This is a genomic window from Aurantiacibacter xanthus, assembly GCF_003584015.1.
Lineage (GTDB): Bacteria > Pseudomonadota > Alphaproteobacteria > Sphingomonadales > Sphingomonadaceae > Alteraurantiacibacter > Alteraurantiacibacter xanthus.
This window is the reverse complement of sequence record NZ_QXFM01000113.1, coordinates 1-13,377: the sequence shown is the minus strand read 5'-3', so window position 1 is coordinate 13,377 and position 13,377 is coordinate 1. Positions and strand designations below refer to the sequence as shown.

Here is a 13,377-nt window from a genome sequence, read left to right as displayed (position 1 = left end):
CCCGGACATGCTCTATTTTCTCGCAGGATTGTTCGAATTCGAAGGTCTGTGGAACCTCGTCCGCTACCAGACCTTCCGCGCCGGTGCGACGATGATGACCGCGCTGCTGATCGGCCTGATCATCGGCCCGCGCTTCATCGCCATGCTGCGCGTGCGGCAGGGCAAGGGGCAGCCGATCCGTTCCGACGGCCCGCAGACGCACCTCGCCAAGGTCGGCACGCCCACCATGGGCGGGCTGATGATTCTCACCTCGTTGTTTCTGGCGATGCTGATCTGGATGGATCTGTCCAATCAGTTCGTCTGGGCCTGCCTTGCGGTGATCGCGGGTTTCGGCGTGATCGGTTTCCTCGATGACTACGACAAGGTGACCAAGCGCCACCATGCCGGGCTTTCGAGCAAGGTGCGCTTGCTGGCCGAGTTCGTCGTTGCCGGAATTGCCGCCTGGCTGATCGTCAGCGAGATCAACACCAACGTCTATGTGCCGTTCCTGTCGGATCGGGCGATCCCGCTGGGCCCGTTCTACTATGTGTTTGCCGCCGTGGTGATCGTGGGTGCGGGCAACGCGGTCAACCTCACCGACGGGCTCGACGGGCTTGCCACGATGCCGGTGGTGATCGCGGCGGGCACCTTTGCCATCATCTGTTACGTGGTGGGGCGCGTCGACTTCTCGGGCTATCTCGGCATTCCCTATGTGCCGATGGCGGGCGAACTGGCGATCCTGTGCGCCGGGATCATGGGTGCGGGGCTCGCCTTCCTGTGGTTCAACGCGCCGCCGGCCGCCGTGTTCATGGGCGACACCGGCTCGCTTGCCCTCGGCGGGGCGCTGGGCGCGATTGCCGTTGCCAGCCATCACGAGATCGTGCTCGCCATCGTCGGCGGGCTGTTCGTGCTCGAAGCGGTGAGCGTGATGGTGCAGGTGTTCTGGTTCAAGCGCACCGGCAAGCGGGTGTTCCGCATGGCCCCGATCCACCACCATTTCGAGCAGCTCGGGTGGAAGGAATCGACCGTGGTGATCCGGTTCTGGATCATCGCCATCGTGCTCGCGCTGATCGGCCTGTCGACGCTCAAGCTGCGATGATCACTTCGCGCGCCTTTGCGGACAAATCCTATTGCGTGCTGGGGCTCGCGCGCTCGGGGATGGCGACCGTCGAGGCGCTGCTGGCGAGCGGCGCGCGGGTGACTGCCTGGGACCGCCGCCCGGAGCCGTGCGAGCAACTTGCCGGACGGGTGACGATTGCCGACCCGATGGAGATCGCGCTCGATCACTTTGACGCTATCGTGGTGTCGCCCGGAGTGCCGCTCAACACCCACCCGCTGGTGCCCCGCGCGCGGGCGGCGGGTGTGCCGGTGATCGGCGATATCGAGCTGTTTGCGCAGGCGCGGGCGGACCTGCCGCCGCACAAGGTCGTCGGCATTACCGGGACCAACGGCAAGTCGACCACCACCGCGCTGGTGCATCACCTGTTCCGGAGCGCTGGCGTGCCGACCGAGATGGGCGGCAATATCGGGCTGGCGATCATGGGGCAGGAGCCGCTTGCGCCAAACGACAACGGCGTCGGCGTCTATGTGCTCGAACTGTCGAGCTATCAGATCGATCTCACTTCCTCGCTCGCCTGCGAAGCGGCGGCGCTCATCAACATCACCCCCGACCATCTCGACCGCTACGACGGATTTGCCGCCTATGCCGCCTCGAAGGCGCGGTTGCTGGCGATGCAGGGGGCCGATCAGTTCGCCGTCTTCGGCTGCGCTGACGAGCCGACCAGTGCGATTCACCGGGCCGAACAGGCGCGCCGTGCGCCGGGGCGGGCAGTCTGCACCGATCTCGCCGCGTTGGCACCGGGGCAGGGCGACTGGCCCAGTCTGCAAGGGCCGCACAACCTCCAGAACGCTGCCATCGCTGCCGCGCTGGTGGCCGAGCTTGGCCTGTCGCAGGCACAGATCATGGCGGGGCTGGCGAGCTTTGCCGGTCTCCCGCACCGGATGGAGCGGATCGGAACCTATAACGGTGTCCTCTGGGTCAACGACAGCAAGGCGACGAACCCTGCCTCGACCGCACCTGCGCTGGCGGCTTTCCCGCGCATCCACTGGATCTGCGGCGGCCTGCCCAAGGACGACAATCTCGACGAATGCCTGCCGCACCTCGGCAATGTCGTGCGGGCCTATACCATCGGCGAGGCGGGCGAGATGTTCGCGCGGCTGCTCGGCCCGCATGTTGCGGTCGAGCGCAGCGAAATGCTGTGCGAAGCGGTGCGCCGCGCCTGCGCCGAGGCGGTGGCGGGCGATGTCGTGCTGCTCAGCCCGGCCTGCGCCAGCTTCGACCAGTTCCGCGACTATGAGGCGCGTGGAGTCTCCTTCCGCATGTGTGTGCGCGAACTGTGCTCCGGGGCCGATACCGCCAGTGATTCCGTCAGTGATTCCGGGAGCGAACCGGCATGAACAGGCAGCGCGGCATAGTGCACGGTGCGGGCCTTGCGGCCACGGCGGTGAAGCCGCCGCGCCGGGGGCTGGCGCTCGCCGAAGAGCGGCGGCGGATGGTGCGCATCTGGTGGCGCGAGATCGACCGGGTGCTGCTGGTGCTGATCGCGCTGCTGATGGCGGTGGGCGCGCTGGCCGTGGCCTCGGCCTCGCCTGCCAGCGCCGGTCGCCTGTCGACCGCCGACGTCCAGTTGGGCGAGCTGCACTTCTTCTGGTTGCACCTGCGCTGGCAGGCGCTGGGGATCGCGGTGCTGCTGGCAACATCGTTCCTCGAACCGACGTTGCTGCGGCGCGGGGCGATCGTGATGGCGGCATTCATGCTGTTCTGCCTTGTGCTGGTGCCGGTGATCGGCACCGAGGTGAACGGCGCGCGGCGGTGGCTGAACTTCGGCCTCAGCCTGCAACCGAGCGAATTCCTCAAGCCTGCCTTCGTCATCACGCTGGCATGGGTGCTGTCGTGGAAGCTGCACGATCCCGATCTGCCGGTGATCTGGGTCAGCTTTGGCCTGCTGGCGGTGATCGTCGGGCTGGTGATCGCGCAGCCCAACCTTGGCGAGGCGATCCTGTTCGTCGGTGCGTGGTTCGTAATGGTGCTGCTGGCGGGCCTGCCGATGCAGCGGATCGGCGTGATAAGCGGGCTCGGCGTAGGCGGCTTGGTGGCGGCCTATCTGTTCTACGACAACGCGCGCCACCGCATCGATTCGTTCCTTGGCGGCGGCTCGGCCTACGATCAGGTCGACCTTGCCGCGCGCACCCTGCAGGGCGGCGGCTGGACCGGCACCGGCATCTGGCTCGGCACCAACAAGATGCGCCTGCCCGAAGCGCATACCGACTATATCTTCTCCGCCGTGGGCGAGGAGTTCGGCCTGCTGGTCTGCGGGATTATCGTAGTGCTCTATCTCGCCATCGTGATGCGGGTGCTGGTGCGGCTGGTGAACGAGGACCGGATGTTCAACATCCTTGCCGCCAGCGGGCTGATCGCTCTGTTCGGCGGGCAGGCCTTCATCAACATCCTCGTCAATCTGCAGCTTTTTCCCTCCAAGGGTATGACGTTGCCGCTGGTAAGCTATGGTGGCTCTTCGACCCTTGCGCAGTGTTTCACCATCGGACTTCTGCTGGCGGTGACGCGGCGCAACCCGTTCCTTGACCGCGAGAAGTTCGATCTGCGCGGCACGCTCGAGAAAGAGGCCGGCTGATGCCCGGAATTTCCCGTCACTACGTTCTTGCCGCCGGGGGGACCGGTGGGCACCTGACCCCCGCATTCGCGCTCGCCCATGCGCTGGAGCGGCGCGGCCACCATGTCGCGCTCATCACCGACGAGCGCGGCGCGGCGATCCCCGGCAAGCCCGATTTCCTTACCGCCCATGTGCTGCCCGCCGGGCGCTTCGGGAAGAACCCGCTCGGCTGGCCCAAGGCGATTGGCGCGGTGCTCGAAGGCAAGCGGCAGGCGCGGCAGATCTATGACACGTTCGAGCCGAGCTGCGTGGTCGGCTTTGGCGGCTATCCGGCCTTGCCCGCGCTGCTGGCGGCGCGCTCGGCGGGGATCGGCACGGTGATCCACGAACAGAACGCGGTGCTGGGGCGGGTCAACCGGCTGCTGGCAGGGCGGGTCGATGCGATTGCCACGGCCTATCCGCAGGTCGACCGGCTGAAGCCCGCGTATCAGGGCAAGGTCCATCTGATCGGCAATCCGGTGCGCCCCGGTGTCCTGTCGCTGCGCGACGAGCCGTTTCCCCCGTTCACCGCCGATGGCTTGTTCCGCGTGCTGGTGACGGGCGGCAGTCAGGGCGCGAGTGTGCTCTCCGAAGTGGTACCCGATGGCCTGTCGATGCTGCCGACCGCGCTGCGCAGCCGCTTGCAGGTGACGCAGCAGTGCCGCCCGGAAGACCTTGAGAAGGTGCGCGAACGCTATGCCAAGCATGGCATCGCCGCCGAACTCGCGACCTATTTCGAGGACATGGCCGCGCAGCTTGCCGATGCGCATCTGTTCATCGGCCGCGCGGGAGCCTCCACCATTGCCGAGCTGACCGCCGTGGGTCGCCCGGCGATCCTCGTGCCGCTGCCGATTGCGACCGACGATCATCAGGCCGCCAACACCCGCGAGATGGTCGCCGCTGGCGGCGCGCGCGCTATTCGCCAGACCGGCTTCACCGCCAAGGAACTCGCAAAGCAGATTCAGGCCATGGCCATGCACCCCGAAACTCTCGCCACGGCTGCTCATGCGGCGTTCAACTGCGGCCGGCCCAAGGCGGCGGAAGACCTGGCCGATCTGGTCGAGAGCTTCGGCGGCGACACCATTCAGGACGTGATCCGCGTGGCGGGCGATGCTCGCAGCCTGTCGCCCTCGCGCGAGGCGAGCGGTCAGGCCGCGAAGGATCTGGCCAAGGAGCGCGCGGAATGAAGGGCGTTCCTACCGATATCGGCACGATCCACTTCGTCGGCATTGGCGGGATTGGCATGTCGGGCATTGCCGAGGTCATGCACAACCTCGGCTACACCGTGCAGGGCAGCGATCTGGCCGAGGGCGTGAGCGTCCTGCGCCTGCGCGCGCGCGGTATCACCGTGCATGTGGGCCATGCGGCGGAGAACCTTGGCGATGCCGCCGTGGTCGTCACCAGCACGGCGGTGCGCCGGACCAACCCCGAGGTCGCCGCTGCATTGGAGGCGCGCATCCCGGTGGTGCGCCGCGCGGAAATGCTCGCCGAGCTGATGCGGCTGAAAAGCACCGTCGCGGTGGCGGGCACGCACGGGAAGACCACCACCACCTCGATGGTCGCGACCTTGCTCGATGCGGGCGGGGTGGACCCTACGGTCATCAACGGCGGCATTATCGAAAGCTACGGCTCGAACGCGCGACTGGGCGACAGCGAGTGGATGGTGGTCGAGGCCGACGAGAGCGACGGCAGCTTCCTGCGTCTGGACGGCACCATTGCCGTGGTCACCAATATCGACCCCGAGCACCTCGACCATTACGGCAGCTTCGATGCGGTGAAGGATGCGTTCCTCCAGTTCATCGAGAACGTGCCCTTCTATGGCGCGGCGGTGCTGTGTCTCGATCACCCGGAGGTGCAGAACGTGATCGCCCGCGTGCGCGACCGCCGCGTGATCACCTATGGCTTTTCCCCCCATGCCGATGTGCGGATCGAAAATCTGGTCGCCGAGGGCGGCAAGAGCCGGTTCGACGTGGTGCAGCGCCTGCGCGACGGTTCCGAGCGGAGCGTGACCGACATCGTGCTGCCGATGCCGGGGCGGCACAATGTCCAGAACGCGGCGGCGGCGGTGGCCGTGGCATTGGAAATGGACTGCGCCGAAGACACTATTCGCGCAGGCTTTGCCCGCTTCGGCGGGGTGCGGCGGCGCTTCACCGAGGTCGGGCGGATTGCGCTCGGCGGTGGGGCCGAGGTGCGCGTGATCGACGACTATGCGCACCACCCGGTGGAAATCCGCGCCGTGCTCTCGGCAGCGCGCGAGGCCACTTCGGGGCGGGTGATCGCCGTGGCGCAGCCGCACCGCTTCACCCGCCTGCGCGATCTGATGGAGGAGTTTCAGGGCTGCTTCACCGATGCCGACGTGGTCTATGCCGCGCCGGTCTATACGGCGGGCGAAGACCCGATCGAGGGCGTCAATTCCGATGCGCTGGTGGCGGGCCTGAAGGCGCGCGGGCACCGGCAGGCCGCGCCCATCGCCAGCCCCGAAGCGCTGGCGGCTGAACTGGCCGGGCTGGTCGAGCCGGGCGATATCGTGGTCTGCCTCGGCGCGGGCGACATCACGCGCTGGGCCGCTGGCCTTGCCGATGCCGTCAATGCGCAGCGCAAGCAGGAGGCCGGCGATGCAGCCTGATGGCTCCATGACCATGCAAAGCGCGCCCGGATCGCACGAGGAGGCGACCGTCGGCGGCAAGGTGCCGCAGGATGTGGCGGGCAAGCTCACCCGCGATGCGCCGCTGGCGAAGCTCGTCTGGTTCAAGAGCGGCGGCAAGGCCGACTGGTTGTTCGAACCCGAGAGCGTCGAGGATCTGATCCAGTTCCTCACCCGCATGGAGGAGGGCACCCCGGTCATGGCGCTGGGGCTCGGCTCGAACCTGATCATCCGCGATGGCGGCGTGCCGGGCGTGGTGGTGCGGCTGGGCAAACCCTTCGCCAGCGTCGAGGTGAAGCGCGACAATGTGCTCGAATGCGGCGGCGGTGCGCCGGGCATTCTGGTGGCTTCGAGCGCGCGCGATGCGGGCATTGCGGGGCTGGAGTTTTTGCGCGGCATTCCGGGCACTGTCGGCGGCTTCGTGCGCATGAACGGCGGGGCCTATGGCCGCGAGGTGGCCGATGTGCTGGTCGATTGCGACGTGGTGATGCCCGATGGCGCCTGCGTGCGAGTGCCGGTGGCCGATCTCGACTATTCCTACCGCCACTCGCGCCTGCCCGAGGGGGCAATTGTGGTTGCCGCGCGATTCAAGGGCGAGCCGGGCGATCCGGCGGAGATCGAGGCGGAGATGAACCGCATCGCTCATGCGCGCGAGGAAACGCAGCCTTTGCGCAGCAAGACCGGCGGCTCGACCTTCAAGAACCCCGAGGGCGACAAGGCCTGGCGGCTGGTCGATGCGGCTGGCTGCCGTGGCCTGAAGATGGGCGACGCGCAGGTGAGCGAGAAGCACGCCAATTTTCTCATCAACACCGGCCACGCCACCAGCGCCGATATCGAGGGGCTGGGCGAGGAAGTGCGCCGCCGTGTGGCCGAGGCGACGGGTGTGGCACTGCAATGGGAAATCCAGCGGGTGGGGCGGCCGTGAGTTTTCTCCCAACACCCGCTCGTCCTGAGCTTGTCGAAGGACTGATTTTTTCTTCGGGCACTGCGCTGGAAGGAAAGACGGCCCTTCGACAAGCTCAGGGCGAGCGGACGATTTGCGATTTTTCTGAAAGTTTGTCCGCATGACTCTCCCCAAACTCCACATTCTGGTCCTCATGGGCGGCTGGGCGAACGAGCGCGAAGTGTCGCTCATGTCGGGTAATGGTGTCGCCGATGCGCTGGAAAGCAAGGGCCACAAGGTCACCCGGCTCGACATGGGGCGTGACGTTGCCGCGCGCATTGCCGAGGCCGCGCCCGATGTCGTGTTCAACGCGCTCCACGGCGTGCCCGGTGAGGATGGCACGGTGCAAGGCATGCTCGACCTTATGGGCATTCCCTATACCCACGCTGGCCTTGCCACTTCGGTGGTGGCGATCGACAAGGAGCTGACCAAGCAGGCGCTCGTCCCGCACGGGGTGCCGATGCCCGGCGGGCGCGTGGTCAAGTCGGACGACCTTTACGGCGGCGACCCGCTGCCGCGCCCCTATGTCCTCAAGCCCGTGAACGAGGGCAGCTCGGTCGGCGTCGCCATCGTTACCGACGAGAGCAACTACGGCAATCCGATCCAGCGCGATGCCGAGGGGCCGTGGAAGCAATTCGCCAGCCTTCTGGCTGAACCCTATATTCGCGGGCGTGAGCTGACCACGGCGGTGCTGGGCGACAAGGCGCTGTGCGTCACCGAACTGGTGCCCAAGTCGGGCTTCTACGACTTCCAGTCGAAATATACCGACGGGATGACCGAGCACGTCTGCCCCGCACAAATCCCCGAGGACATCGCCGCCCTGTGCTGCGAATATGCCCTGCGCGCGCACAAGCTGCTCGGTTGCCGGGGCGTGAGCCGCTCCGACTTCCGCTGGGACGACGAGCGCGGCGCCGACGGGTTGTTCCTGCTCGAAACCAACACTCAGCCGGGGATGACCCCGCTCAGCCTCGTGCCTGAACAGGCGCGCTACTGCGGCATTTCCTATCCCGACCTGTGCGAGACCATCGTCGCCGACGCGCTGCGCTTCTTCGGCAAGGGTGGATAGATGGCGCAGAAGATCAGCCGCAACGTAAAGGGCGTGCGCCGTCAGGCCCGCGCCGCCGATACCAGCCGCCGCGTGCGCAAGGCGCGCGGGCAGGGTCGGTCGTTGCTTGGCTCGGTGCTGGCCGCCTTGCCGTTCAGCGAGAGCCAGCTGCACAAATTCTTTACCGTGCTGATCTTCGCCGGCGTGCTGGCCTTTGTGGTGTTTATCGCGCGCGTCACTGGCCTCGCCGACTTTGCCGAAGACCGGTTCGCGCTGGTCTCGGCCAATGCCGGGTTCGAGGTGCACCGGGTCGAGGTGCGCGGCACCAAGCGGCTTAACGAGATGATGGTCTACGAACGCGCCATCGGCCGGCGCGATCTCGCGATGACGCGGGTGGACCTTGAGGCGCTGCGGCAGGAATTGCTGACTATCCCGTGGGTCAAGGACGCGCGGGTCTCGCGACAGTTGCCCGATCTGCTGGTGGTCGACATCGTCGAACGCGAACCGCATGCTGCGCTGCGCCGGGATAATGAGCTGGTGCTGATCGACGCCACCGGATCGGAACTCGAAGCGGTTACGCCTGACGAGGCGAAGGAGATGCTGGTCATCGGCGGCGAAGGCGCGCAGAGCCAGGTCGAGGCGCTGGCCTCGCTGCTCGATGCGGCTCCGGCGCTGCGCCAGCAGGTGGCCGAGGCCGACTGGATCGGTAACCGCCGCTGGGATCTGACCTTCTCCACCGGCCAGCGGCTGTCGCTGCCCGAGGGGGCGGACCGCTCTGCCGCTGCGCTGGTGGCCTTTGCCGAGGCCGATGGTGTGCACCGCCTGATCGGCGGCGAGGTGGTCGCCTTCGATCTGCGCAACCCGCCGAGCATGACGATGCGCGTGCCGGGGCGCGATGAAGCCCGCGAAATGAACATGGGAGGGGAGAGCTGATGTCCAGTGCTGCAAGCCGCATCGAACGCGTCATCGGCGCGGTCAACATCGGCTCGTTCCGCATTTCCGCGATGATCGCCGCCGTGGCCGAGAACGGCGAGATGCAGGTGCTGGGCAGCGGCCACCGCGCCAGCCAGGGCATCAAGCGCGGCTATGTCACCGATATGGCGGCGGCGACCTATGCTGTGCGCGACGCACTGGAGCGGGCCGAAAAGCTCGCCGGGACGAGCGTCGATTCGGTCTGGCTCGGGGCATCGGGGGCAGGGCTGACCAGCGAGATCCGCCCCGTGGAGATTGCCATCGGCGGGCGGCGGATCGAGGAAGAGGATATCGAGCACCTGCTCGTGACCGCGCAGGGCAGTCTTGAGCCAGACGGACGCACCGTGCTCCATGCGCAGCCCGCCTGTTATTTCCTCGACGGGGCGGACGGCGTGTTCAATCCCAAGGGCCTCCATGCCGAGCGGCTGGGCGTCGACATTCACATCATGCTGGCCGACGGCGCGCCGATGCGCAATGTGACCGAGGCGGTCCAGCGCGCGCATCTCGATGTGCAGGGCGTGGTCGCCTCGCCGCTGGCCACGGGCCTTGCCTGCCTCACCGAAGAGGAGCGCGACCTTGGCGTGGCGCTGGTCGAGTTCGGGGGCGAGGTTACGAACGTTTCGGTCTATGCGGGCGGGATGCTGGTCGGGCTGCACGCCATTCAGCGCGGCTCTGCCGACATTACCGATGCGATTGCCTCGGCCTTTTCGATCCGCCGGTTTCAGGCCGAGCGCCTGAAATGCAAGCACGGTTCGGCCATTGCCAGCCCGGCCGATCACCGCGAGATGATCGCGGTCACCGCGCCGGGCGAGGAGGGGCGCGGACCCGTCGCGCGCGGGGCGGACGACCGCGAACAGGTGCCGCGCGCCGAGCTGATCACGGTCATCACCGGCGAACTCGATGCGCTGATGAGCGAAGTCGGGCGCAGCCTTGAGGCGATGGGCTTTACCGGCACCAGCGGCGGGCGGCAGGCGCGGCAAGTCGTGCTGACAGGCGGCGGAGCCGAGTTGGCGGGCCTTGCGGACTATACCCAGAGCGTGCTCGGTGTGGCGGTGCGGATCGGGCGTCCGCCTGCGCTGAAGGGCCTGCCCGAGGCGCATTCGGTGCCCGGTTTCTCGACGCTGGCGGGGCTGGTGCTCTATGCCTTGCGCGATCCGGTCGACATTCGCCGGGTCGGCTCGCGCTTCACCCGCGCCCATCGGCCCGGCCCGGCGGCTGCGGTCGGCCGGGTGTGGAAAGCCATGCGGGACTTTTTTTGATTTGCGCGCGGTGTGTTTGGTCAGGCGCGCGCAATTGTGGATTTGTAAGGTTTTCGGATAACGCCCGCCTATGTCTTTGTGGCACAAGCGGTAAATCGAGCATTGCGGGACTTGGCCGCAGGAGAATGACATGAGCATCAATATCGGTCCGCCTTCGGTGGAAGAACTTCGTCCCCGCATCACCGTGATCGGGGTGGGCGGCGCGGGCGGCAACGCCATCGCCAACATGATCGAGAGCGAGATCGAAGGCGTTGATTTCGTTGTCGCCAACACCGATGCGCAGGCGCTGAACAACGCCATCGCCGAACATCGCATCCAGCTTGGCCCCGATATCACGCAGGGCCTCGGCGCAGGTTCGCGGCCCGAAGTCGGGCGCGCGGCGGCTGAGGAAACGGTCGAGGAAATCGAGCGCGCACTGGAAGGCGTGAACATGGTCTTCATCGCCGCCGGTATGGGCGGCGGCACCGGCACCGGCGCTGCTCCCGTGATCGCCGAGGCGGCTCGCTCGAAGGGCATCCTCACCGTGGGCGTGGTGACAAAACCGTTCCTGTTCGAGGGCACGCGCCGCATGCGTGCCGCCGAAAGCGGGATCGAGGAGCTGCAGAAGCACGTCGATACGCTGATCGTCATTCCGAACCAGAACCTGTTCCTGGTCGCCAAGGCCGACACCACCTTCAAGGAAGCCTTCGAGCTGGCCGACGAGGTGCTGCAGCAGGGTGTGCGCTCCATCACCGATCTGATGGTGATGCCGGGCCTCATCAACCTCGACTTTGCCGACGTGCGTTCGGTGATGAACGAGATGGGCAAGGCGATGATGGGCACCGGCGAGGGCGAGGGCGAGAACCGCGCTCTGGAAGCTGCCGAGCGTGCGATTGCCAATCCGCTGCTCGACGGTGTGTCGATGCAGGGCGCCAAGGGCGTGATCATCTCGATCATCGGCGGCGAGGACATGCGCCTGCTTGAGGTCGACGAGGCTGCCAATCACATCCGTGAGCTGGTCGATCCCGAGGCGAACATCATCTGGGGCTCGGCCTTCAACCCCGAGCTGGACGGCAAGATCCGCGTTTCGGTGGTCGCCACCGGTATAGAGCAGGTCGGGGACGTCGCACCCAAGGCGGCTTCGCGCCCACTCGACCTGTCGACCTCGCGCGGCCCGAAGACTCCGATGGCGGCGGCTGGTGCTGCGGCTCCGGCGGCTTTCGACAGCGCCGAGGACGTGCAGGCGAAGGCTGCCGATTCGAACGCGGCGGATGGCCATGAGCTGCGCAACCCGCAGCCCGCTGCCGCTGCTCCTGAGCCGATGGACCTGGCCGGGCTCGACGAGGTCGAAGAGGTGCAGGACGAGGCACAGCCGCAGCGCTTTGCCCCGTTCGATCGCGGTGCGCCTGCCGGCAACAGCGACGGTGACCAGCAGGACGAACTGCTGCTCGATTCGTCGAAGCTCGCGCTTGAGGAAGAGGCTGCGGGTCTGACCGGTCGTCGCCGCAGCATTGTTGGCGGCGGTGAGGGCAAGCAGAGCGATGCCTCGGCCCATGTGGTTGCCGACCGTCCGGCTCGCGGTGGTGCGGCTGCGGCCGGCGCGGCGGGTGCCGGTACGGGCAGCACCCTGTTCGAGCGCATGGCCAACCTGTCGCGCGGTTCGACTGACGAGAGCGATTCGGATGACGACGGTGACGACGGCGGCCCCAACATGCGCATTCCGCGCTTCCTGGGCCGTCAGAATAACCAGTAATCGCATCGCGATGGTCGCGCGCTTGCCAAATGCAGCGCGCGTGCCATCTAGGTCGGCAATGTCGAAGCTCACGTCTCTGCTCGCCTGCTGCACCGCCCTTTGCGCGAGCATGGGCGGTGCTCCGGCCTTGCGGGCGCAGGAAGTGGTGCAGGCGCTGCCCAACCCGGCTGCGGCCGACCTGGCGAGCGCGATGCGGCGCTTGTCGGCCAATCCCGATTCGGTCGATTCCCTGGTCGATGCCGGCGAGGCTTCGCTGGCGCTCGACAATGTCGATGCTGCGCTCGGCTTTTTCAGCCGCGCGCAGACGGTCGACCCCAACGATGGCAGGATGCTGGCGGGGCTGGCGCAGGTGGCGGTGCGCCGAGGCGAGGCGGTGACCGCGCTGCAACTGTTCGAAAATGCCGAATATCACGGCGAGGCGATGGGGCCGCTGGCGGGCGAGCGGGCGCTGGCCTACGATCTGGTCGGCAACAATGGCCGCGCGCAGCGGCTTTACCGGCAAGCGATCGACGACGATCCCGATCCCGAAATCATGCGGCGCCTCGCCATCAGCTATGCGATCTCGGGCAATCAGCCCGCGGCGGAAGAGGTGCTGTTGCCGCTGCTTCAGCGCAACGATCTGGCCGCCTATCGCGCGCGAGCCTTCGCCCTGGCAATTCTGGGCAAGGAGGCCGAGGCGGTCACCATTGCCGAGACGATGCTGCCGCCGCGGCTGGCGGGCCGCATCGCGCCTTACCTGCGCTACATGCCAAGGCTGACCAAGGCGCAGCAGGCGGCAGCGGCCAATCTGGGGCAGTTTCCGTCGGGCTCGCAGATCGGGCGCGACGATCCGCGCATTGCGGCGCTGGGCAATGCGACCGGCGATGAGCCTGCTCCCCGGCGTGCCTCCGGGCGCGGTGATGAGCGGCTGATTCCGTCTGGCCCGGCGCTCGCCAGCGCTGCCGCGCGCGAGCCGGAGCCTGCCATGGCGACAACGCGTGTTGCGGTGGAACAGGAATTGCCCCCGGTGAGCGGGCAGGGCGCGCCGGTGGCGGTCGCCGAAGATGCCGGGGAACTGCCGCCGCTGCCCGAGCAGGATGCCCCGGTCACCGTG

10 protein-coding genes and 1 pseudogene are annotated in these 13,377 nt (G+C 67.2%); all 11 read left to right on the top strand.

Annotated features, from left to right (window positions below):
* Nucleotides 1–7: 7 nt before the first annotated feature.
* Complete coding sequence (gene mraY, locus D2V17_RS13310) at nt 8–1,078, top strand: phospho-N-acetylmuramoyl-pentapeptide-transferase (RefSeq protein WP_119593295.1); 1,071 nt, start codon at nt 8–10, stop codon at nt 1,076–1,078.
* Nucleotides 1,075–2,436 carry a UDP-N-acetylmuramoyl-L-alanine--D-glutamate ligase gene (murD, locus tag D2V17_RS13305; protein ID WP_119593294.1) on the top strand — a complete coding sequence of 454 codons (1,362 nt, stop codon included), beginning with the start codon at nt 1,075–1,077 and terminating at the stop codon, nt 2,434–2,436. Before mraY ends, murD begins: the two co-directional genes overlap by 4 nt.
* Nucleotides 2,433–3,671, top strand: a complete 1,239-nt coding sequence (locus D2V17_RS13300) for an FtsW/RodA/SpoVE family cell cycle protein (RefSeq protein WP_119593293.1) — start codon at nt 2,433–2,435, stop codon at nt 3,669–3,671. Before murD ends, D2V17_RS13300 begins: the two co-directional genes overlap by 4 nt.
* Nucleotides 3,671–4,876: an undecaprenyldiphospho-muramoylpentapeptide beta-N-acetylglucosaminyltransferase gene (gene murG, locus D2V17_RS13295; protein ID WP_119593292.1), complete on the top strand. Its 1,206-nt coding sequence runs from the start codon at nt 3,671–3,673 to the stop codon at nt 4,874–4,876. The genes D2V17_RS13300 and murG overlap by 1 nt, the downstream gene beginning before the upstream one ends.
* The gene (murC, locus tag D2V17_RS13290) at nt 4,873–6,315 is read left to right on the top strand and encodes a UDP-N-acetylmuramate--L-alanine ligase (protein WP_119593291.1); all 1,443 of its coding nucleotides are present in this window, start codon (nt 4,873–4,875) and stop codon (nt 6,313–6,315) included. The genes murG and murC overlap by 4 nt, the downstream gene beginning before the upstream one ends.
* Before the next feature lie 13 nt (nt 6,316–6,328).
* Nucleotides 6,329–7,258 (top strand): UDP-N-acetylmuramate dehydrogenase, encoded by a 930-nt coding sequence (gene murB, locus D2V17_RS13285; protein WP_119593406.1) that lies wholly within the window; start codon nt 6,329–6,331, stop codon nt 7,256–7,258.
* A 139-nt stretch (nt 7,259–7,397) separates the two neighbouring features.
* Nucleotides 7,398–8,342 carry a D-alanine--D-alanine ligase gene (locus D2V17_RS13280; RefSeq protein WP_119593290.1) on the top strand — a complete coding sequence of 315 codons (945 nt, stop codon included), beginning with the start codon at nt 7,398–7,400 and terminating at the stop codon, nt 8,340–8,342.
* The gene (locus D2V17_RS13275; RefSeq protein ID WP_119593289.1) at nt 8,343–9,254 is read left to right on the top strand and encodes a cell division protein FtsQ/DivIB; all 912 of its coding nucleotides are present in this window, start codon (nt 8,343–8,345) and stop codon (nt 9,252–9,254) included. It begins immediately after the preceding gene.
* A complete protein-coding gene (gene ftsA / locus D2V17_RS13270) occupies nt 9,254–10,552 on the top strand; it encodes a cell division protein FtsA (protein ID WP_119593288.1) in 1,299 nt (432 codons plus the stop codon). The genes D2V17_RS13275 and ftsA overlap by 1 nt, the downstream gene beginning before the upstream one ends.
* A gap of 130 nt (nt 10,553–10,682) precedes the next feature.
* Entirely contained in the window at nt 10,683–12,284 is a 1,602-nt protein-coding gene (gene ftsZ / locus D2V17_RS13265; protein ID WP_119593287.1) for a cell division protein FtsZ, read from the top strand.
* A gap of 58 nt (nt 12,285–12,342) precedes the next feature.
* A pseudogene (locus tag D2V17_RS13260) lies at nt 12,343–13,377 on the top strand (tetratricopeptide repeat protein); the annotation flags it as partial.

Coding starts and splice junctions, on each gene's coding strand:
- mraY (WP_119593295.1), top strand. CDS start 8: ATGCTCTATTTTCTCGCAGGATTGTTCGAATTCGAAGGTCTGTGGAAC.
- murD (WP_119593294.1), top strand. CDS start 1,075: ATGATCACTTCGCGCGCCTTTGCGGACAAATCCTATTGCGTGCTGGGG.
- D2V17_RS13300 (WP_119593293.1), top strand. CDS start 2,433: ATGAACAGGCAGCGCGGCATAGTGCACGGTGCGGGCCTTGCGGCCACG.
- murG (WP_119593292.1), top strand. CDS start 3,671: ATGCCCGGAATTTCCCGTCACTACGTTCTTGCCGCCGGGGGGACCGGT.
- murC (WP_119593291.1), top strand. CDS start 4,873: ATGAAGGGCGTTCCTACCGATATCGGCACGATCCACTTCGTCGGCATT.
- murB (WP_119593406.1), top strand. CDS start 6,329: ATGCAAAGCGCGCCCGGATCGCACGAGGAGGCGACCGTCGGCGGCAAG.
- D2V17_RS13280 (WP_119593290.1), top strand. CDS start 7,398: ATGACTCTCCCCAAACTCCACATTCTGGTCCTCATGGGCGGCTGGGCG.
- D2V17_RS13275 (WP_119593289.1), top strand. CDS start 8,343: ATGGCGCAGAAGATCAGCCGCAACGTAAAGGGCGTGCGCCGTCAGGCC.
- ftsA (WP_119593288.1), top strand. CDS start 9,254: ATGTCCAGTGCTGCAAGCCGCATCGAACGCGTCATCGGCGCGGTCAAC.
- ftsZ (WP_119593287.1), top strand. CDS start 10,683: ATGAGCATCAATATCGGTCCGCCTTCGGTGGAAGAACTTCGTCCCCGC.